The sequence below is a fragment of the Kitasatospora sp. NPDC057936 genome (assembly GCF_042887525.1).
Classification (GTDB): Bacteria; Actinomycetota; Actinomycetes; order Streptomycetales; family Streptomycetaceae; genus Kitasatospora.
In genome coordinates this window covers 1-19,308 of sequence record NZ_JBHVPD010000061.1, presented here as the reverse complement: position 1 = coordinate 19,308, position 19,308 = coordinate 1, and the positions used below count along the sequence as shown (strand labels likewise).

The following is a 19,308-nucleotide window of genomic DNA, read 5'->3' as shown; positions in this document are numbered from 1 at the left end:
AGGATGGCCGGGACTCGAAAGGGGAGCGGATGGGCCTGGACGTCGTCCCGTTCGAGGAGCGGTTCGCGGAGCCCGCGGCGACGCTGCTCGCCGGGGAGCATCCGGACGGCGGGCTGGACCTCGCCGACCCGGTCGTGGCCCGTCGCCTCGTGGCGGCGTGGCAGGGTGCGGGCCCCGCTGTGGCCGCCGTCGAGGGCGGCGAGCTCGTCGGATTCCTGGCGGCGTCGGTCGACGGCGTTCCCGGGCCCCAGCAGGCGTCGATCCGGCTCCAGCAGCACGCTGCCGTCGGCGGCCGGAAGCGCGAGGCCTACCGCCGGCTCTACGCGGCCCTGGCCGGTCGACTCGCCGCCGTCGGACGGTTCGAGCACACGATCACGGTCTCGGCCGTCCACGGGGAGGTCACCACGGCCCTGTTCGAACTCGGCTTCGGCATCGACCAGATCAAGGGCCTGCGGCCCGCCGTCGCCTCCACCGGGCAGGACGTCCGGCTGCGCGAGGCCGGGCCGACGGACCTCCGCAGACTCCTCGAACTCACCGTCGAGCTGCAGCAGTTCCACGCCACCTCGCCGATCCTCCGGCCCGCGCTCCTCGACGTCCCCGCCGTTCGGGACGGCTTCCTCGCCGCTCTCGGCGACGACCGGCGGCTGCTCCTCGTCGCCGAGGAGCACGGGCGCGTCGTCGGCATGATGCAGGCGGAGGCCGACCAGCGGCACCGTTCCACGGCGGTGATCGGCATCGCCTCGGTGACGGCGTCCGTCCGGTCCGGGGGCCTCGGCACGGCGCTCCTGGCCGGAGTCTGCGACTGGGCCGCCCGCCGGGGCTTCGCGAACGTCGCCGTCGGCTGGTCGTCCGCGAACCCGGTGAGCGACTCCTTCTGGCGCGGACGCGGCTTCGCACCGGTCGGCTACAAGCTCACCCGCCTGATCGACGCCCGCGTCGCCTGGGCCGACAGTCGGCTGGGCTACGCCCATCACCTGCCGGGGGGCTCGCCGCTCCCTCTGTGACGAACTCCGCTCACCAGGAGCAGAGTTAGGGCACTGAGCAAGTGACGGCAAACCGGATGGCCCGGACCGACGGGCGAGGCGGGGCTCCTTCAGGGCGGTACCCCGTTGTTGTCCATCGCCGCAGGCACTGGCGCGGTGACGGTGATCGTCGCCGCGTCCGCCGTCCTCGCCCTCCAAGTCCGCAGGACGGCGGGTACCGGAACGGTGAGAACGGCCGCTGCCGTGGGCAGCTGACGGGCAGAAATATTTTTTCGAACGGACCTGCAACCTCCGTGGCACCCACACGTCTGTGGAAGTGAGAGGCGGGGGAATCGCCAAGTGCCTCTCACTTCCACAACACACACGTATGGCTCCATAGGGGGAACCATGTCCATCCGCTCTGCCGCCGCCGTGCTCGTCCTGGGCCTCACGGCCGGCCTGGTCGCCGCCGCCCCGGCCTCGGCCGGGAACAACCCCTGGCCGAAGTTCACGCCGCTGGCGGCCGACACGACCGTGCAGATCCAGGCCGACTTCAGCGGCAAGTGCCTGGCCGTCGCAGACGCCCGCACCGACGACGGCGCGCCCGTCGTCGAGGCGGCCTGCACGGGTGACGACAGCCAGCAGTGGAACATCACCAACGGCTACGCGTTCAACGTCCACAGCGGCAAGTGCCTTGAGGTGCCGGCCTGGAGCCGCACCGCGGGCACCGCGATCGACCAGTGGACCTGCAACCAGGGCGACAACCAGCGCTGGGGTCAGATCAACATCGTCGGCAGCAACACCATCGCCATCCCCAACTGGAACAGCGGCCTGATCCTCGACATCTCCGGCGCGAACCACGCCGACGGCACCCCGGTGATCCAGTGGTACTCGGACTACCACGCCAACCAGCGCTTCACCCTCAACCCGGTCGGCTGACCCACCCCGCACCACCCCGGCCCCCGGCCCGGCCACCACCGGGCCGGGGGCCACCTTCGGCGCGTCAGGGCGCCGATCCTCGGCGCTGCGGACAGTGGGGGGAACACCAAGTTCCGTTCGCGCCATACGACATCAGTCAGGACCCACAGGGGGGGCCATGACCATCAACTCCACTGCCAAGCGCCGCATCGGCTCCGTCGCCACCGCCGGGCTCGGCCTCGGCCTGGCCGTCGGCCTGCTCGCCGCCCCGGCCGCGGCCGGCTTCACGTACCACCCGCTCGCGGCCGACTCCACCGTGCAGATCCGGACCTTCGTCGGCAAGTGCCTCCAGATCGCGGACTCCCGCACCGACAACGGGGCTCCCGTCGTCCAGGCGACCTGCAACGGCGCCCCGGGCCAGCGGTGGAACATCTCCGACGGCTTCGCCGTCAACGTCAACAGCGGCAAGTGCCTGGAGGTGCCGGGCTGGAGCAAGACCCAGGGCACGGCCATCGGCCAGTGGGACTGCAACGGCGGTGACAACCAGCGCTGGGGCAAGGTCAACGTCGACGGCAACACGCTGGCCGTCGTCAGCTTCGACAGCGACTTGGTCCTCGACGTGTACGGCGCCGGCCACGACGACGGCGCTCCGCTCGTCCAATGGGGCGGGTCGCGCTACGACAACGAGCGCTTCACCCTCGCCCCGGTCGGCTGACCCACCCCGCACCACCCCAGCCCCGGGCCCGGCCGACGCCGGGCCGGGGGCCATTTCCGTTGCCCGGCGTCGAGGCCCCGTGAGAGCATCGAGGCTCATTTGATCCATTCGCCGAGATCTGCAGGTGGCAGGTACCGCTGATGAACACAACGGGGCCAATAGAGGCGTGCATCGAGGATGGGAACAACATCCTGGTCGCTCCTTCGACGTTGCACGACGATGACGTGGTTCGGGACTTCTTCGGGTCCGTGATCTCGCCGGAGGAGCTTGCTTCCGGTTCGCTCGATCTCGCACAGAAGACCGTCTACCTGTGTGGCGACATCTCCGGGATCGGCGGACGCCAATTGGGCGGTGCCGCGCGGGTTTTCGTCGTTCGGGAGCTGTCGCACGGTTTCCGCGAGGACGCCGGGGAGGCTTGGGAGTTCGTCGAGGTCGGGCGAGTTCCCGTCCGTGTCCACGGTGTCGGCGTGTACTACCGGCGCTTTTTCGCACTCGATGGGGATCACTTCGGCCGGATCCGCGCGGAGCACGAGTTCCAGTCCCTGACGGAGTCCACCAAACCCGGATCGGCTCATCGCAGCGGGATCTACCTGACGCCCGTCACGCAGGACGGTGACGAACTGCATTTCCGCCTGCTCCGGTGCTCCACGAACCTCTCGGGGCCGACCGAGGGCTTCCGCCCCACCGACACGGGCATCGTCGATGCTCTGAATCGCGAGGCCGCCGGCATCTTCCGGGGCCAGGCGCCGCTCAATCACGTCCTCGCGCAGATCTACCGCAACACCGCTGCCACGACTGAGCGCAAGCAGTCCAAGGCCAAGATCTCGTCCCACGCGGACAAGACCAAGGACATGCCCGCCAACGGCATCATGGCCTTCTGCACCTTCTACGAGGGGCTCGACAAGCTGCGGCCGCTGGGCGAAGACGGCTTCGACTACGGGGTGAGGGGTGTCAGCGGGCTGACCAGGCTTCAGTTCCGCCTGAAGGGGCCGGCTGAAGACCACGACGCGGTCGCGCTGCCCGCGCAGTTCACGGTGACGCTCTATCCCGGCTCCGTGTTCTTCATGCCGCTGTCCACCAACCGCCTGTACACGCATGAGATCAAGCCCTCGGCGCTGGACGCCGAGCTGCTTCCGACCCGACTGGGATACGTCGTGCGCTGCTCGAGCGCCGAAGCCGTTCACAAGGACGGGGAGACGTTCCTCAAGGGGGAGGGGGAGTTGGTGAAGTTGGGGCCGGCGACCGAGGAAGGCATGGACGAGCTGCGCGGGCTGTACGCCGAGGAGAACAGGAGCTCGTCGTTCATCGACTACGGCGACCGGTTCCGCTTCAGCATGAACGCGGGGGACTACAGTGCCCCGCGAATCTAGGATCTCGGAGGAGGTCCGCACGGTCGATCTGTCGATCGAGGAGGATCTGTTCGCGGAGCTGTCCGCGTCGACTCGTTGGGAAGACGTGGGGAAGAGGCGGCGCGGAGCCGTTCTTGCCAGGGTCGACGAGGCGGGTGGTGTGCCTCTCGTGCGGACGACCACTCGGTACGGCAGCCCGGCGCAGCGATTCCGGGCAGTGCACGAGCGGCTGGCGCAGCGGATCCAGGAACGTGCGGCGCTTCCGGTCGGCTTCAACAACGCTCTGATCGAGAGCTACACGAACGCCTACCGGAAGATGGGCGGCCATTCCGACCAAGCCCTCGATTTGGCCGGTGATTCGTTCATCGCCGTCTTCTCCTGCTACCGGCATCCCGAGGAGGGTTCGCAGAGGAAGCTGATCTTCGAGTCCAAGGGGACTGGTGGGGAGGAGTTCGAGATCCCCCTCGCCCACAACAGCGTGGTTGTTTTCTCCGTCGATGCGAATCGGCGGCTCAGGCACAAGATCGTCCTGGACGCGCCCGACGAGGCGCCGGACAACCAGTGGTTGGGCGTGACCTTCCGAACGTCGAAGACTGTGGTCCGGTTCCACGACGGACACGCGCATCTCCCGCAGGGCGCGCGCCTCTTGGCAGCCGACGACGAGCAGCAGCGCGAGTTCTACCAACTACGACGGCGTGAGAACCAGGAGACGGACTTCGCCTACCCCGCGCTGGCGTACACCATCAGCGAGAGCGATCTGATCCCGCCCGTGTGAGCAAGAGGGAGGCCGCCCCACGAGTCTCGCGGGGGCGGCTTCGAGCTTCAGAGGACACAGGCGGGTCCTCGACCGTGACGTGAAGGCGGCCGTGTCATGCTGCTGTTCCTCCGGCACGCCACCCGGTGACGGACGCGGCCCGAAAACTCCCTGGACCGTCCGACCCGTCTCGGCCATGATCCTCACGTGGCCACCTACCTCGAGTCCGAGCGCCTGACCCTGCGCCCCTTCGCCGCCGCCGACGCGGACCTGCTGATCGAGCTGGACAGCGACCCGGCGGTGATGCGCTACCTGACCGGCGGCGCTCCAACCCCGCCGGAGGAGGTCCGCGACCTCGCCATCCCCAGCATCCTCGCCGGCTACGAGCGCTGGAATCATGACCTCGGCCTGTTCGCCGCGCACGAGAAGGACGGCGGCGCGTTCGTCGGCTGGTTCTGCCTGCGTCCGCGGCGCAGCGGCCCGCGTGAGGAGGCCGAACTCGGCTATCGCCTGCGCCAGGCGGCCTGGGGCCGGGGCTACGCCACCGAAGTCTCGCAGGCGCTGCTGGCGAAGGGGTTCGCCGAGCTAGGCATCCGCATGGTCTGGGCCGAGACGATGACCGTGAACCGCCCTTCGCGTAACGTCATGGAGAAGCTCGGGATGACGCTCGCGGAGAACATCCCCACGCCGGACAGCATGATGGCGGTCGAGGGTTCCGAGCACGGGGGTGTGCGGTACGAGATCACGAAGGAGCAGTGGGAGCGGCGGCAGGCGTAGGTGGCGCGAGGCGCGGCGCCCGTGGATGTGACGTCATCGGCCCGCGCGGCCTTGTCTCATCACGCCCTATCGGGCACATCCCGGCAGCATCGTGCCGAACTCGTCGCTGAGCTCGTCCCTGCCTGGGAGGCACAGCAGGAGTCTGCGCTGCGGGAGCGGCGCGGCGGCGACCGCCGCCGCGAGGCTGGTGCCGACCCGAAGCATCGTCTGGTGTTCGTCGACCGGGTGCCGGCCACGCTCGCGCACCTGCGACACGATCTTCCGTACTCGGCCCTGGCAGCGCTGTTAGGAGTGGACCGCTCCATGCTGTCCGCCGCGATCCGGCAGGTCCGGCCGCTGCTGGCGGCGCGCGGGTTCGCCGTGCCCGACCAGCCCGGCATCCGGCTGCGCACCATCGAGGACGTGAACGCCCGCCAGGCCTCGTGGCTGAAGCCGAGAGCCGGCCCGTGAGGGTCCTTGCTGTCGCGGACCGGGACGATGTCCGAGATGCCGTCGGCAACTTCGACGCAGTTGCCGCTTTCGCCGCCGCTGTAGCTGCTCTTGCGCCACATCAAGTCAGTGGACATGCGTGCCCTTCCGAGCTGGCCGATCGGGCGGCCCCCGCGCGCTTCGCGGGGGCCTCCCCAAGGCAGAGGTTCAGAGGGTGGTCGGGAAGTCGCCGGCCTGGATGCCGGTGATGAACGCCCGCCAGGCCTCGGGGCTGAAGCCGAGAGCCGGCCCGTGGGGGTCCTTGCTGTCACGGACCGGGATGACGTTCGAGATGCCGTCGGCTACTTCGACGCAGTCGTCGTTCGGGTTGCTGGCGGTTGCCTTCCTCCACTCGGCGGGGAGTGCGGAGGCGACAGGGAAGTGGGTCACTTGAGCGTGTCTCTCTTCTGTGCGATGAGGTTGCGAGACTGGTCCAGGTTTAAGGCGGTCGCCATGATCTCGTCGAACGCCTCTCGATAGATGTCGACCTGATCCGGGTCTTCGACCCAGTCGCTGCTGAGCATTCCGCTCAACAGGACCAGATCGAGATCGCGTTGCCGGAACTCCAGGAGCGCGAAGGGGCCTGTCATCCCGGGATGTGGTGGCGCCATCGCGGGCATGATCTGCACCCTGATGTTGGGAAGCTGGCTGAACTGCAGCAGTTTGTCCAACTGGTCAGCCATGACGCCTGGGGCGGCGCTCATACTCAGGGCTGCTTCGTGAACGACGGCCCAGAGCTTGAGCGGGTTCTCGGATCGAGTGAGGACCGACTGCCTGTTGATCCGTACTTCGACGCGCTCCTCGACGCTGGGCCTGTTTATCACGCCACTGGAGATGATGGCGTGCGCGTACTGGCGAGTCTGGAGCAGGCCGGGGACGTAGGCGGATTGGTAGGTCTTGTTGCCTACCGCCGTCTCCTCAAGGCGGATCAGATCCGTGTAGAGCGGGTTCAGCTGCTCGTAGCCCGCCATCCAGCCGGGCCGGCGCTTGTCGCGGAGGATCTCGACGAGGACTTCCTTGAGCTCCTCCTCGCACCCGTAGAAGTCGAGCAGCGCGCGGACGACGTCGGGCTTCAGCTGGACGCGGGCGTTCTCGTACCTGCTGAGCTTGACGAGGTTGATGCCCGGGACTTGGGCGGCAACTTCCTCTGCCGACAGGCTCTTGAGCTCGCGGAGCCTCCTCAGCTCGGCGGCGATGCGTCGGTACCGCACCGCTGGCACTGCTACTGCCATCTACCCAGCCCTCCAGAACGTCCAGGCACCAGTGTGCATGCGAGTGGTGACGGTTCGCCACCACCCTCGTGAGCCTAGAGGCGGCACCTTGCGATGAGAGCTGAAAGTTTTCATATTTCGACGACATGCCTTGCGGTGCGTAGTCGTGATGCTCCATGCTGTGAGTGACGAAGTGCTGGCATTGCGTGACATGGCTGGCGCTTTGACCCCCAAGTCATGTGTGCGGAAGGTGTCTTCGCCATGTCCATCCATGTGTCTTCCATCTGGCTGCCGCGCAGCCGTCGAGCGCCGGGCGAGGCGCGGCGGCGGCTCTCCTCGCTCCTCGCCGCCGCTCCCAGCGGTGGCCAGTTCCTCGAACCCGGGCTCCTCGCCGTCTCCGAGCTCGTGACCAATGCCGTCCTCCACGGGACGCCCACCGGCTGCCTCATCTACCTCGCGCTCGACGTCTCCCCCTCCCGTCTCCGCATCGAGGTCCACGACGCCCGTGGCGACCGCGCGCCCGTCCTCTCCCCGCCCGGCCTCGACGACGAGGCCGGGCGGGGGCTCCAGCTCGTCAAATCCGTCACCGACACGTGGGGTTGCTGCCCTCGCGACCCCATCGGGAAGATCGTCTGGTGCGAGGTCCTCGCCCGATGAGAGCCGACCACGTCATCACCGTCGAGATCACGGGCATCCACCGCCCGCCGGTCGCCTTCGACCTCACCGCCGCGAACCTCGCCTCCCTCTGGGACGCGATCCGCTTCCTCCCCATGCCCCGCGACCAGCACCACTTCCTGGAGCGCTACCTCCTCGGCCCCTGCGCCGAGCGCTCCCTCTCCACCTACCTCACTCTCCACTCCACCTTCTCGATCCCCCTCGGCGCCCACGAGCTCCGCATCCGCTGGGCTCCGGCCTGACGTTCGCGAAGTCCGGCTCCCCCGACCGCAGGCAACGCCAACTGCCGGTCGCCCTGACCCTCGGGCAGGACGACCGGCAGTCACAGGTCATTCCGCTTCTGCGCGGCTGACGCGGCCGGAGCTACCCCTGGAGGCCGGCCGCCGTGCCGCGGATGGCGGGGAGCCTGGAGTAGAGGGCGTCACCGGGGCATTCGGTGGCGAAGCCGTCGCGGTGGCCCGAGATGGCGTCGAAGTCGACGACGGTGCCCTTGGGGTAGCGGCTGGCGTCGGAGCCGGAGGTGAGCTGGTACGTCCCGTCGGCCGTCCGGCCGGTGAGGCCGAGCTTCCACGCGGAGATCTTCGCGAGGCCGTCCTGCAGCTCCTGCGGGGGATCGTCGGAGCTGTAGGTGCCGATGGCGGCGATACCGGAGGAGTTGGTGTTGAAGCCGAGGGTGTGGGCGCCGAAGACGGGCTGGTCGACGCCGCCGGCGCGGCCCTCGTAGATGGTCCCGCAGCGGTCGACCAGGAAGTTGTAGCCGATGTCCCGCCAGCCGTTGCTCTGCACGTGGTACTGGTAGATCGATCTGATCAACCGGGGTGCGTCGCTGCAGGCGTAGTCGGTGGCGGTCGCGGTGTGGTGGACGAAGGTCACCCGGACCGCGCCGGTGTACACGAAGCCCTGTTCGCGGATGGACTCGTCCGCGCCCCATCCCGCCCGGGTGACGATGCCGGGCCGCGGTGCGGCGGGTGCGGCGGGCCCGGCCGGGCGCTCGGGAAGGGTCCGGGCGTCGACGGTGGCCGCGCCCTGGCCGGGGTCGACCAGCTCGACCCGCAGCCCGCGCGGGAGACCGGCCGGACCGGGGCGCACGTCGACCGCGACGCCGTCGCTGCGGCCGGCCCACAAGGGGGCGGTGGCACCGTGCGGGGCGGTGTCGGGGCCGTCTACTGCATCGGTCTCCAGCGTGTGCCAGTCGCTCCAGCGGCCGGTGACGGCGTCGCGGGTGCGGACCCGCACGGACCCTCCGGCAAGGGCAGCGGGGGAGCCGTCCCAGACCACGCCGAGGAGTTCGAACGCGCGGGTGGCCCGGGGTATGACTCTTCCGCCGGGAGTGAGGGCCACCGAGGTGACCGAGCCGCCTCCGGCGGAGGTGCGCGGCATAGGTGCAACCGGGCTGTCCGCGGCGGCGACCGAGGGATGGACGAGCAGGGCGGCGGTGCAGCAGGCAAGGGCCGCCGCCGGGAGTGAGATCCTCATGGAAGGGATGCTCACCGCAATCCACGATCCCTGCATGTCGCCGAAGGCGGTCGCGCGGTCACGGGGTGTCGTCGGGGCGCGGGTGTGGCTGTGGAGCAGCGGCGGGGACGGTAGGGCGGCCCACGCGGGCGGCATTCGCCCGTACTCGGTAATTCATTGGGCCAGGCCGGTTAACTCGCGGCGCCGCGCGCCGCAGCCCGGTGGTACAGGCGCGTATTCAGAAGATCCGTTTTGCGGATCATCCAGGAGCGCCATGCGAACTCGAATCACCACCCTGGTCCTGTCGGGCCTGACGTCGGCCGCCCTCGTGTGGGGCGCCGGCGGGGTGGCCCATGCCTCGCCCATCAGCGACCACAGTGTGGCCTTTGACTCGCCGCAGGCCCAGGGCGAATGGGTCGACAGCCTTCTGCGGCTCGCCCAGGAGGACGGTGTCTCGCTCGGCGGCGACTGGGCCTCCGCCGGCCGCAGCGATCTCCAGTCGACGCAGGCCGCCCGACCGGCCCACCGGACCGACGGCGGCAGCGAGCCCGAGGGGCTCTCGGCCGATGGCCAGGAGTCGGGTGCAGTGCCGCTGGACGGTGCCCTCCGGCCCGGCGACCAGGACCGGCCGATGGAGCAGGCGCCGGAATCGGTGCTTCCCGAGGGTGCTTGGGCCAACGGCGGCGAGCACTGCGACCAGATGCCCGGCCACGAGTCGCACGGCCACATCCCCGGGCAAGGCCCCGGCGAGTGCATCTGCCTGCCCGCTGTTCCCGGCACCCCCGCCGGGCACGGCCAGCCCCACGGCGAGCACGGGGAACATGGCGAGCATGGCGAGCATGGCGAGCACGGCGAGCACGGCGAGCACGGGGAACACGGCGAGCACGGCGAGCACGGCCAACATGGCGAGCACGGCGAACATGGGGAGCACGGGGACCACGGCGAGCACGGCCAACACGGCGGCTCGGAGCAGGGCCAGGGTCAGAACGACCAGCAGAACCAGAACCAGGGCCAAGGTCAGGACCAGAACCAGAACCAGAACCAGAACCAGGGTCAGGACCAGAACCAGAACACCCAGCAGGACCAGAACCAGGGTCAGGACCAGCACGTCGACGTGACCGTCATCGTGCAGAACACCGTGGCCAACAACCTGAACAACAGCGCCAACAACAGCGCCACCAGCAACTCGAACAACTCCGCGCAGAACAGCGCCCAGAACACGGCCCTCAACAACCAGTCGGCCTCGCAGGCCAACAACCTCTCCAACCAGCAGAGCCAGACCAACCAGCAGTCCGCGTACAACCTGAACAAGATCAAGTTGATTGCGGAGGAGCTGGCGGTGCGGCCGCCGCACAAGCCGGCCCACCACGGCGGGCACGGGCACGAGGTGGTGCCCGGCCACCACGGAGGGGGCGAGGAGCACCTCGCCGGACACCACCACGGCGAGCTGGCCCATACGGGCGCTCCGGAGATGCCGGTTCTCCTCGGGCTCTCCGCCGCGTTCCTCGCGGCCGGCGCGGCCGCGATGCGGCTCAGCCGACGGCGCACCTGATCGAACCCGTTGCGCGGGAGCGTGAGTAGGGTTCGAGGGCATTCGTGAACCGGCCTCCACCAGGCAGTCGTCCTGGTGGAGGCCGGTTCCGTGGGTCACTGATCCGGCAATTCCCCCGATCCGGAATCTCCGTGCCACTTCCCCGGAGAAGGGAGTGGGGAGAAGAATCGAACCCGCGTCCTATGGCTGGCCGCACCGGGGGCCTGTATTTCTCTCGACATGGCAGCCACAGGGTCCGGTGGGCCGGTCCGGAATGGTCAGGGTGCGCTAGCCTGTGCCAATATCTCCGACCCGATGGGATTTTACCGATGACCGTCGAGGAATCCTGGTTGACCGGTTCCACGGAGTTGCCCTGCGGAACGGCCGCGAACCGGTGCCAGTACAAGAACCTCCCCTTGCGCGATCTTCCCCCGCTCGGTGTCGTGCGCCGCGCCCGGATCGCACGTGAAGGCCTGCGGGAGCGCCACAGTGGTGTTCCGGCACTCGGCCGGCCCTCCCGCTTCTCCGCGGGGGACTGGGTCCGTGTCAAGGACGAGGCGGCGGTGCGTGCCACCCTCGATGCCAAGGACCGCCACCGCGGCCTGTGGTTCACCCTCAGCCAGTGGTCGTTCTGCGGAGGTGTCTACCGGGTCGAGCGCATCGTGCGGCGCATGGTCGACGACCACTACCGCATGCGACGCCTGTCGGGCACCGTCGCCCTGGCCGGTGCCACCTGTCACGGAGCCGACGGCACGCAGGGCTGCGGACTGGACTGCGCGCTGCTGTTCCGCGACGAGTGGCTGGAGCCGGCGCCCGCGCCGGTCCCCGTCTCCCGGCCGGCCGTTCGGTGGGCGACCGTCCGCAGCCTCGCGGAGATCAGTGCCACCCTCGGGCCCGACGGACGCCTGAACGGCGTGCCGTTCCAGCCGGGCATGGAACGTCACGCCGGCACCCGGCACGGGGCCTCCGAACTCCGCCACCGGTCGCTCGCCTGGTGGCAACAGCCCGCCGCGGGGCGCTGGTTCATCCTTCACGGGCTGCGCTGTGGCGGCGAGCCGCTCATCACAGGGTGCGACCGCCAGTGCGCCCTGCTCTGGCACGAGTCCTGGCTGCGACTGGAACCCGTCGCCGTCGCGCCGTGACCGGTCGGCCGTCACCCTCCGTGGCGCCCGGCGGACCTCCGTCGGCCGTCATCGCCGCCAGCGGTCGCGCATCAGCTTCGCGGTCATGCGCAGCGGCCCGTCCCGGTCGCCGACGTAGCAGCGAGGAAGCGCGTACACCCCGCTGTGGGCACCGGGGCTGACCGCGCACCCGTAGTCGTAGCCGGCCTGGGCCACCGCCTCCACGGCAGCGGCGTCGAGCGAACCGTAGGGGTAGCAGAACCCTTCGACCGCCCGGCCCGTGAGGTCCTCCAGTGCGTGGCGGCTGCCAGTGACCTGGGCCGCCAGGTCCCGCGCGTCCAGGCCGGCCAGCCGCCGGTGCGTCAGCCCGTGCGAGCCGATCTCCAGCCCGGCGGCGGCGACTTCGTCGACCTGGTGCGCCGTCATCAGCGGCTTGCGCGGGCCCTTCCGGTCCCAGTCGTTGTATCCGCCGACGCGGTCGGCCACCACGTACACCGTCGCGGTGAAGCCGTGTTCCACCAGCGCGGGCATGGCCTCCTCGGCGAAGTCGCGGTACCCGTCGTCGAAGCTCAGCCCGACCATCCCCCCGGCGGTGCCGTCCCGATGACAGCGCAGCAGGGTGCCGACCGCCACCCCGCGCAGTCCTCGGGAAGCCAGCCAGCGGAGCTGACGGCGAAACCGCGCAGGGTCGACGGTGATCAGATAGGGATCCTCACTTGCGGCCGCCACGGAGTGGTACATCAACGTCCACGGGAAACGCCCCGCGACTCCACCGGTCGCCTGTTCCGGGGTGTTGCGTGATGTGATGATTCGCACGGTCTGCTCCAGCTTTCGGCGGAACCGCCTGTGGGGGTGGAGTTCAAGGAAACCGAATTCTGGCAGCGCCCGAACCGCCTTCCATTCGCGCCAGGCCATTCCGGGTCTTTTCACCCGAATGCCGGAGCGGCAACAGTTCGAGCACCGCCCGGAGCCCTGGGGCCGTCCCACAACCGACGGGCCGCCGCGACACGTGCGCGAGAAGTCGGCGGGGTCGACTTCCTATGCGCCCGGGGTGGTCAGGTGGTGGCGTGCGGCGGTGAGGATCTCCTCGGACAGCTCGGCGTCGTCGCTCGCGCGGGCGAGGAGGATCGCGCCCACGAGGGTGGACAGGTCGGCGAGTGCGGTCTCGCGTCCGTCGCCGTCCAGCCGTTGCAGGCCGTCGACGAGGTCGCGCAGGCCGGCCGTGAACGCCGTGCGGACCGCGCTGCCGGGCTCGGCCCTCGCCGCCTCGGCGCCGAGGGTCGCGGCCGGGCAGCCGCCGCCCGGGTTATCGACTACGACCCGGAAATCGGAGCGGCAGCAGCCACGGCCATCAGGGCAGCGGGGTACTCCCCGCGGCTGATCATCGCTGACGGGCTGCTCGGCGACCCGGACGGCGGAGAGTACGACCGGCTCATCGCCACCTGTGCGGTCCGGTACGTCCCGCCCCCGTGGTTGCACCAAGTGAAGCCCGGCGGCGCCATCCTGGTCACCCTGTCCGGCTGGTCCTTCGGTTTCGGGCTCGCCCGGCTGGTCGTCACGCGCCCCGGCGAGGCCACCGGCCGCTTCCTGCCCGGCTACACCAGCTTCATGATCGCCCGACCGCACGACCGGCCGCACCGCCAGAGCCTCTCGCTGCTCCTCGGGGACGAACGCCGGACCCGGATCGACCCCGAGATGATCGGCACGTGGACCGGCGCTTGGGTCGCCCAGCTCGCGGCTCCCTCGGCCGAACGGATGGGGGTCGGCGGGCAACAGATCCTTTCCGACGTGGCCACCGGATCACAGGCCCGGACCATGCCCACCCCGGACGGCGGCTGGACCGTCGGGCAGCGCGGCCCGCTCCGCCTCTGGGACCAAGTGGAGAGCGCGATCGAGGCGTGGCAGAAGTAGGGCGAGCCTCACCAGGAAGGCTTCGGGATCACCGTCTCGGGGTCGGGACAGCGGGTGTGGATCGGGACGGAGGACGGTCCGGGTTGGGATCTGCCGATCTGAAGTTCGTTGCCCGGCGTCGAGGGGCGGTGAGAGCATCGAGGTCCATTTGACCTATTCGCCGAGATCTGCAGTTGGCAGGTACCGCTGGTGACTTCGCCATGTCCGTCAACATCTCCTCCATCTGGCTGCCGCGCAGCCGGCGGGCGCCGGGCGAGGCGCGGCGGCGGCTCGCCTCGCTGCTCGCCGACGTCCCGAACAGCAGCTGCTTCCTCGAATCCGGGCTCCTCGCCGTCTCCGAGCTCGTGACCAACGCCGTCCTCCACGGCACGCCCACCGGGTACCTCATCTACCTCGCGCTCGACGTCTCCCCCTCCCGTCTCCGCATCGAGGTCCACGACGTCCGGGGTGACCGCGCGCCCGTCCTCTCCCCGCCTGGCCTCGACGAGGAGGCCGGGCGGGGGCTCCAGCTCGTCAAATCCGTTACCGACACGTGGGGTTGCTGCCCCCGCGATCTCATCGGAAAGATCGTCTGGTGCGAGGTCCTCGCCCGATGAGAGCCGACCACGTCATCACCGTCGAGATCACGGGTATCCACCGCCCGCCGGTCGCCTTCGACCTCACCGCCGCGAACCTCGCCTCCCTCTGGGATGCGATCCGCTTCCTCCCCATGCCCCGCGACCAGCACCACTTCCTGGAGCGCTACCTCCTCGGCCCCTGCGCCGAGCGCTCCCTCTCCGCCTACCTCACCACCCACCCCACCTTTTCGATCCCCCTCGGCGCCCACGAGCTCCGCATCCGGTGGGTCAACGACTGTCGTTGATCTTTTGTCGACGCCGGGCTGGTCTACTGCCGCCACCGGTCCGTGGCCCTCCCGGCCCGACAACGTGAAAGGCATTTCCTCATGTCCAAAACCCTGTGGCGGCGCGCGGTCGGCGCCGTCGCCCTCGTGAGTGCGCTCGCGGCGACCATGGTCCAGATGACGCCCGCGTCCGGCGACGACGCGCCGCCGCCGACCCGGGTGTCCCGTTCGGGGCCGGGGACGATCTCGGAGCGGTCGGGTAACAAGCCGTCGGTGAACGTCGAGTACGAGATCACGAATGTCTCCGTCGGACAGGCCTCGGTGGGTGACGGAACGTTCGCCGTGCGTGGGATCACCGTGAACTGGTCGGGACCTGCCGACAACGACCCGAACGGCGCGTCGGACTGGATCGCGATCTACGAGGGTGATCTACCCGCGGACGCCGACCTGGGGAAGTACAAAGTCTGGGACTGGGCCTGCCCGCGCAGCGGTTCCTGCGATTCGATGGGGTCGACGTTCGTCACCGACACCAGCGGAATGGGCCGGCACGACCTCGACCTGCAGAAGGGCAAGAAGTACACCATCGCGTACTTCACCTGGAAGTGGAATGTCCGTGCGACCTATGAGTACTGGGCATGAGGCGCCCGCTGCGCGCGCTTGCCGCGCTGCTCACCCTCGCCCTGTTCGCCGTGGTGACGCCGACGGAGGCCGTCGCCGTCGCTCCGAATGCCGATCAAGCGTACGCCGCGCGGTACTTCACGCGGACCGGGGTGGTTCGTACGGCGTTCCAGGCGCTCGCGGGCGCGGCCCGGGTGGCCGTCGACGGGATGGGAGCGAGCGGGAGCAACGTTCACTACACCCACCCGGGGACGACTCTGCCCACCACGCCCGGGTACTTGGCTTTTGGGGTAGGTGACTTGGGGACCGACGGCAAGGTCGCCGAGAACGCGGTTCAGTTGATCCTCAAGCAGAGGAACACGTTCATTGATGCCTTCTACGTCACTGCCACGAAGACGGCCTACGTCTTCTCGGGTGAGGCGCTAACCACTGACGCCATCAGGAACGTCCTTGGGCTGGCGAGGGACGTCGTTGTGGAGCGGAAAGTGCTGTCGTTCGACGCCAGTTACGGCGGTATGGGGCGTGATTCCCTCAACATTGACGTCGGTGTCCATTCGCTGCAGGCTGCGGTCGACGCCCTTCTGAACGCGGCGTCCCTACGAAGCCTCGACGAGCTCAAGGGTGCTCTGGCCACCCTGGTCGTGGCGTTCCCGGAATCGATCCGTAACCGCTTGGTCCGGGAGAACATCAGGAGCGCGATGTGGTCGGGGAACGTCTGGCGAGCGGCGCGAATGTTCACCGAGATCAAGGACTGGGACAAGATCTCTCGTGCGATCCGGGACCGGAAGAGCTATCTGGGCTATTCTGCGGTCGCCATGGCCGCGATGGTGACCGTGCTGAACTCCATCAACAACCGAACCGTGCAAGCCCGCAACGGCCCCACCGCCCCGCCCGACCCCGACGCCGCCGACCACTGGGCCCCCAACCCCGGTGGTGACCAGTCGAGTTGCCGCCCCGACGGCATGACCCCGACCGCGGGCGTCTCGGCCCCGTACTGCACCGCGTACGACGACCAGGGCCGCGAGCGCATGGGTGCCGCCCACCCCCGTCGCGTCGTCGGCTACCAAAGCAGCTGGCGCACCGGGCAGAACGGGCAGGACATGTACCTCCCGAACAGCATTCCGTGGGGCCAGGTCACCCACGTCAACTACGCCTTCGCCTGGATCGACGGAAACCGCATCTCCGTCGGGAACCCCGCCGACGCGAGCAACCCGAACGTCGGCATGACGTGGCCGGGCGTGCCGGGCGCGGAGATGGACGAGTCGCTCCCGTACCGAGGCGAGCTCAACCTCCTCACCCGCTACAAGCGGCAGCACCCGCGCGTCAAGACCCTGATCTCCGTGGGCGGTTGGGCGCAGTCCAGCGGCTTCTACGCCCTCACCGTCAACGGCGACGGCAGCGTCGCCCAGGACCGGATCGACACCTTCGCCGACTCCGTCGTGGACTTCCTGCGCCAGTACTCCTTCGACGGCGTGGACATCGACTACGAGTACCCGACCGCCCTCCCGCAGGCCGGCAACCCGAGCGACCGTCCGGTGTCGGACAGCCGCCGCCCGGGCCTGTCGGCGGGCTACACGGCGCTGATGAAGACGATCCGCGAGAAGCTCGACCGCGCGGCGACGGCCGACGGCCGGTACTACCTCCTGACGACGGCCGGCTCCGGCTCCGGCTACATGGTGCGCGGCATGGAGAACTTCGCCGCCCTCCAGTACCTGGACTTCGCGAACGTCATGTCCTACGACCTGCACGGCAGCTGGAACAACAACGTCGGCCCGAACGCGCCGCTGTACGACGACGGCCGGGACAGCGAGCTGGCCGCGGCCGGCATCTACGACACGGCGAAGAACCCCGAGTACCGTGCGGAGGGCTACTTCAACACGGACTGGGCGTACCACTACTACCGCGGCGCCCTGCAAGCCGGGCGGATCAACCTCGGCGTGCCGTACTACACCCGCGGCTGGAGCGGAGTGACTGGCGGAGTCGGCAACGGCCTGTGGGGCACGGCGTCGATGCCCGACCAGACGAAGTGCCCCGCCGGCACCGGTCAGCAAGGAGGGACCTCGCCCTGCGGCGCGGGCGCGACGGGCGTCGACAACCTGTGGCACGACACCAACCCGGACGGCAGCGAGCTCGGCGCGGGGTCGAACCCGATGTGGCACGCCAAGAACCTCGAACGCGGCATCACGCCCTCCTACCTGCCCGCCTACGGCCTCGGCGGCCAGAGCGTCTCCACCGGCTACACCCGGCAGTGGGACGACACCCTCAAGTCCTCGTGGCTGTGGAACGACACCACGAAGACGTTCATCTCCACCGAGGACGAGCAGGGCGTGGGCGCCGTCGCCGACTACGTGTCCGCCAAGGGCGCGGGCGGCGTGATGATCTGGGAGCTGGCGGGCGACTACGCCTGCCCCGCCCAGGGCGAGTGCGGGACGGGCTACACCATGACCAGCCTGCTCGACTCAAAGCTGCGCGGCCAGGGTGCCTACGGCAACTCCCGGGCGGCCGGTTCGAGCGTGACGCTGCCCTCCCAGGTGGCCGACGTGAAGGCCGAGCTGGTCGCCTTCCCGACGGCCGTCAAGGACCTGTGGCCGCTCCAGCCGACCCTGCGGATCACCAACAACAGCGGTGTGACGCTGCGCGGCGACGCGCAGATCGCCTTCGACATCCCGACCTCCGCGCCCGCGCTGGTCAAGGACGGCAACTGGAAGGAGATCAAGAACGTCGCGCCCGGGCACACCGGCAGCAACGTCGGCGGCCTGAAGGGCGACTTCCACCGCGTCACGATCCGTCTCGGCGCGTGCGAGGATCTGCCGAGCGGCGCGTCCAGGGATATCCCGCTGAAGTACTACCTGCCGATCACCGGACCGGTCGACTTCACCCTCACCCAGGGCGGCCAGACCTACGGCCTGACCAGTGACAACCGGCGGGGCGTCGGCACGGTGGCCCCGGCCGCCGCGGCCGGGACCTGCGTGCTGCCCGTGCCGGACCCGCCGCAGAGCGGGCCGATGTTCGCCGGGAAGCCGAGCGTCGCCCTGAGCGCCGGAAACAGCTACCGGATCCAGTCCGCCGCCGCCAACGGCGCGCTGCTGACCGGCTCCAACGCGGGCACGGCCGAGACCTGGCCGTTCGCCGACGACGGCCACGCCTGGGACTGGACGGCGGCGAGCGTCGACGACCGGAGCGGTTGGCTCCTGCTGCGGGCCAACTCCGACAACGCCGCCCTCGACCTGGACCCGGCGACCTGGAAGGTGTACGCGAGGGGCGTCAACGGTGGCTCCAGCCAGCGCTGGTGGGTCGCGCCGGGACCGGACGGCACTGGCACGGTGTACCTGCACAACCAGCAGGGCACGCACTGCCTGACGTACGAGGGCGCCATGGCCCAGCCGCTCGTCGCCGGCTGCGACACCGGCAACACCAACCAGCTGTGGTACCTCAACGACAGCCCCCGGGCACCCCGTGCCAAGGACTGGGACGCCAGCGCCGTCTACACGCCCGACCAGGCCGCGTCCGACCGGACGGTGTTCTTCAATGGGCACAACTGGCTCGCCCAGTGGTGGACCCAGCACGTCGCGCCCGGCACCAGCGACACGCCGGGCAAGGACTCCTACCCGTGGAAGGATCTCGGCCTCGCCCAGGGCCCTGACGCGGTTCTGGCCGCCGGGGAGACCCTCTACCGCGGCGAGTCCATCACCGCGCCGGGCGGGTACCGGCTGGCCATGCAGACCGACGGCAACCTGGTGATGTACGCCCCGGGCGGAGGCGTGGCCCAGACCTGGGACACGGTCGGCCGCGGCGACCACCTCGCCATGCAGACCGACGGCAACCTCGTGCTCTACGGCACGGGCGGGGCCATGCTCTGGACGACCTCCACCAGCGGCAGCCCCGGTGCGTACCTGAAGATCCAGGACGACGGCAACCTCGTTGTCTACCAGGGGGTCCAGGTGAAGTGGCACCGGTGGTGAGCTAGCTGTGACACGTCGTGCGCCGGACCGGGGTTCGCCC

At 69.6% G+C, this 19,308-nt stretch carries 20 protein-coding genes and 2 pseudogenes; 17 read left to right on the top strand and 5 right to left on the bottom strand.

The annotated features are described in order from the left end of the window. Positions 1-29: 29 nt before the first annotated feature. The 7 genes from ACFVU9_RS27960 (at position 30) to ACFVU9_RS27930 (ending at position 5,925) form a co-directional block, all read left to right on the top strand. Positions 30-1,004: a GNAT family N-acetyltransferase gene (locus tag ACFVU9_RS27960; RefSeq protein WP_380507144.1), complete on the top strand. Its 975-nt coding sequence runs from the start codon at positions 30-32 to the stop codon at positions 1,002-1,004. A 366-nt stretch (positions 1,005-1,370) separates the two neighbouring features. Then, a complete protein-coding gene (locus ACFVU9_RS27955) occupies positions 1,371-1,901 on the top strand; it encodes an RICIN domain-containing protein (RefSeq protein ID WP_387597961.1) in 531 nt (176 codons plus the stop codon). 157 nt (positions 1,902-2,058) lie between these two features. After that, complete coding sequence (locus ACFVU9_RS27950; RefSeq protein ID WP_380507141.1) at positions 2,059-2,595, top strand: RICIN domain-containing protein; 537 nt, start codon at positions 2,059-2,061, stop codon at positions 2,593-2,595. 140 nt (positions 2,596-2,735) lie between these two features. Further along, complete coding sequence (locus ACFVU9_RS27945) at positions 2,736-3,965, top strand: hypothetical protein (protein ID WP_387597958.1); 1,230 nt, start codon at positions 2,736-2,738, stop codon at positions 3,963-3,965. Further along, positions 3,949-4,719: an alpha-ketoglutarate-dependent dioxygenase AlkB gene (locus tag ACFVU9_RS27940; protein ID WP_387597955.1), complete on the top strand. Its 771-nt coding sequence runs from the start codon at positions 3,949-3,951 to the stop codon at positions 4,717-4,719. The genes ACFVU9_RS27945 and ACFVU9_RS27940 overlap by 17 nt, the downstream gene beginning before the upstream one ends. Positions 4,720-4,905: 186 nt before the next feature. Continuing rightward, entirely contained in the window at positions 4,906-5,475 is a 570-nt protein-coding gene (locus tag ACFVU9_RS27935) for a GNAT family N-acetyltransferase (protein ID WP_380496998.1), read from the top strand. Positions 5,476-5,496: 21 nt separating this feature from the next. Continuing rightward, positions 5,497-5,925, top strand: coding sequence for a transposase family protein (locus tag ACFVU9_RS27930; protein ID WP_387597952.1), 429 nt, complete (start codon positions 5,497-5,499; stop codon positions 5,923-5,925). 8 nt (positions 5,926-5,933) lie between these two features. On the opposite strand, the pseudogene ACFVU9_RS27925 reads toward ACFVU9_RS27930, so the two are convergent. The 3 genes and pseudogenes from ACFVU9_RS27925 to ACFVU9_RS27915 form a co-directional block, all read right to left on the bottom strand. Further along, positions 5,934-6,026, bottom strand: a pseudogene (locus ACFVU9_RS27925) (DUF397 domain-containing protein); the annotation flags it as partial. An 85-nt stretch (positions 6,027-6,111) separates the two neighbouring features. Then, positions 6,112-6,333: a DUF397 domain-containing protein gene (locus ACFVU9_RS27920; RefSeq protein WP_387597949.1), complete on the bottom strand. Its 222-nt coding sequence runs from the start codon at positions 6,331-6,333 to the stop codon at positions 6,112-6,114. Next, the gene (locus tag ACFVU9_RS27915) at positions 6,330-7,175 is read right to left on the bottom strand and encodes a helix-turn-helix domain-containing protein (protein ID WP_387597946.1); all 846 of its coding nucleotides are present in this window, start codon (positions 7,173-7,175) and stop codon (positions 6,330-6,332) included. The genes ACFVU9_RS27920 and ACFVU9_RS27915 overlap by 4 nt, the downstream gene beginning before the upstream one ends. Positions 7,176-7,415: 240 nt before the next feature. Between ACFVU9_RS27915 and ACFVU9_RS27910 the strand changes: the two genes are divergently transcribed. Both ACFVU9_RS27910 and ACFVU9_RS27905 read left to right on the top strand, forming a co-directional pair. After that, complete coding sequence (locus ACFVU9_RS27910; protein ID WP_387597943.1) at positions 7,416-7,811, top strand: ATP-binding protein; 396 nt, start codon at positions 7,416-7,418, stop codon at positions 7,809-7,811. Continuing rightward, on the top strand, positions 7,808-8,071 hold the full coding sequence (locus ACFVU9_RS27905) for a hypothetical protein (RefSeq protein WP_380448355.1): 264 nt from the start codon (positions 7,808-7,810) through the stop codon (positions 8,069-8,071). Before ACFVU9_RS27910 ends, ACFVU9_RS27905 begins: the two co-directional genes overlap by 4 nt. A 121-nt stretch (positions 8,072-8,192) precedes the next feature. On the opposite strand, the gene ACFVU9_RS27900 is transcribed toward ACFVU9_RS27905, so the two are convergent. After that, entirely contained in the window at positions 8,193-9,305 is a 1,113-nt protein-coding gene (locus ACFVU9_RS27900; RefSeq protein WP_387597941.1) for a peptidoglycan recognition protein, read from the bottom strand. 253 nt (positions 9,306-9,558) lie between these two features. Here ACFVU9_RS27900 and ACFVU9_RS27895 point away from each other — a divergent pair, with 253 nt between their 5' ends. Both ACFVU9_RS27895 and ACFVU9_RS27890 read left to right on the top strand, forming a co-directional pair. Beyond that, on the top strand, positions 9,559-10,836 hold the full coding sequence (locus ACFVU9_RS27895; protein ID WP_387597938.1) for a hypothetical protein: 1,278 nt from the start codon (positions 9,559-9,561) through the stop codon (positions 10,834-10,836). 329 nt (positions 10,837-11,165) lie between these two features. Further along, positions 11,166-11,957 (top strand): hypothetical protein, encoded by a 792-nt coding sequence (locus ACFVU9_RS27890; protein WP_380448350.1) that lies wholly within the window; start codon positions 11,166-11,168, stop codon positions 11,955-11,957. Positions 11,958-12,005: 48 nt separating this feature from the next. Here the strand turns inward: ACFVU9_RS27890 and ACFVU9_RS27885 are convergent, their stop codons facing one another. Further along, entirely contained in the window at positions 12,006-12,569 is a 564-nt protein-coding gene (locus tag ACFVU9_RS27885; protein WP_387597935.1) for a polysaccharide deacetylase family protein, read from the bottom strand. Between the two features lie 213 nt (positions 12,570-12,782). Between ACFVU9_RS27885 and ACFVU9_RS27880 the strand changes: the two are divergent. The 6 genes and pseudogenes from ACFVU9_RS27880 to ACFVU9_RS27855 form a co-directional block, all read left to right on the top strand. Next, a pseudogene (locus ACFVU9_RS27880) lies at positions 12,783-13,385 on the top strand (hypothetical protein); the annotation flags it as partial. A 33-nt stretch (positions 13,386-13,418) separates the two neighbouring features. Next, entirely contained in the window at positions 13,419-13,847 is a 429-nt protein-coding gene (locus ACFVU9_RS27875) for a hypothetical protein (RefSeq protein ID WP_380448359.1), read from the top strand. 200 nt (positions 13,848-14,047) lie between these two features. After that, entirely contained in the window at positions 14,048-14,443 is a 396-nt protein-coding gene (locus ACFVU9_RS27870) for an ATP-binding protein (RefSeq protein WP_380448346.1), read from the top strand. Next, a complete protein-coding gene (locus ACFVU9_RS27865; RefSeq protein WP_380448344.1) occupies positions 14,440-14,709 on the top strand; it encodes a hypothetical protein in 270 nt (89 codons plus the stop codon). Before ACFVU9_RS27870 ends, ACFVU9_RS27865 begins: the two co-directional genes overlap by 4 nt. Positions 14,710-14,790: 81 nt before the next feature. Then, on the top strand, positions 14,791-15,327 hold the full coding sequence (locus tag ACFVU9_RS27860; protein ID WP_380448342.1) for a hypothetical protein: 537 nt from the start codon (positions 14,791-14,793) through the stop codon (positions 15,325-15,327). Continuing rightward, complete coding sequence (locus ACFVU9_RS27855; protein WP_380448341.1) at positions 15,324-19,268, top strand: glycosyl hydrolase family 18 protein; 3,945 nt, start codon at positions 15,324-15,326, stop codon at positions 19,266-19,268. Before ACFVU9_RS27860 ends, ACFVU9_RS27855 begins: the two co-directional genes overlap by 4 nt. Positions 19,269-19,308 lie beyond the last annotated feature (40 nt).

Excerpts from the sequence above, each read along its gene's own strand:
- ACFVU9_RS27915 (WP_387597946.1), bottom strand. The coding sequence starts at position 7,175 with ATGGCAGTAGCAGTGCCAGCGGTGCGGTACCGACGCATCGCCGCCGAG.
- ACFVU9_RS27955 (WP_387597961.1), top strand. The coding sequence starts at position 1,371 with ATGTCCATCCGCTCTGCCGCCGCCGTGCTCGTCCTGGGCCTCACGGCC.
- ACFVU9_RS27855 (WP_380448341.1), top strand. The coding sequence starts at position 15,324 with ATGAGGCGCCCGCTGCGCGCGCTTGCCGCGCTGCTCACCCTCGCCCTG.
- ACFVU9_RS27870 (WP_380448346.1), top strand. The coding sequence starts at position 14,048 with ATGTCCGTCAACATCTCCTCCATCTGGCTGCCGCGCAGCCGGCGGGCG.
- ACFVU9_RS27910 (WP_387597943.1), top strand. The coding sequence starts at position 7,416 with ATGTCCATCCATGTGTCTTCCATCTGGCTGCCGCGCAGCCGTCGAGCG.
- ACFVU9_RS27865 (WP_380448344.1), top strand. The coding sequence starts at position 14,440 with ATGAGAGCCGACCACGTCATCACCGTCGAGATCACGGGTATCCACCGC.
- ACFVU9_RS27860 (WP_380448342.1), top strand. The coding sequence starts at position 14,791 with ATGTCCAAAACCCTGTGGCGGCGCGCGGTCGGCGCCGTCGCCCTCGTG.
- ACFVU9_RS27905 (WP_380448355.1), top strand. The coding sequence starts at position 7,808 with ATGAGAGCCGACCACGTCATCACCGTCGAGATCACGGGCATCCACCGC.
- ACFVU9_RS27895 (WP_387597938.1), top strand. The coding sequence starts at position 9,559 with ATGCGAACTCGAATCACCACCCTGGTCCTGTCGGGCCTGACGTCGGCC.
- ACFVU9_RS27900 (WP_387597941.1), bottom strand. The coding sequence starts at position 9,305 with ATGAGGATCTCACTCCCGGCGGCGGCCCTTGCCTGCTGCACCGCCGCC.
- ACFVU9_RS27950 (WP_380507141.1), top strand. The coding sequence starts at position 2,059 with ATGACCATCAACTCCACTGCCAAGCGCCGCATCGGCTCCGTCGCCACC.
- ACFVU9_RS27945 (WP_387597958.1), top strand. The coding sequence starts at position 2,736 with ATGAACACAACGGGGCCAATAGAGGCGTGCATCGAGGATGGGAACAAC.
- ACFVU9_RS27960 (WP_380507144.1), top strand. The coding sequence starts at position 30 with ATGGGCCTGGACGTCGTCCCGTTCGAGGAGCGGTTCGCGGAGCCCGCG.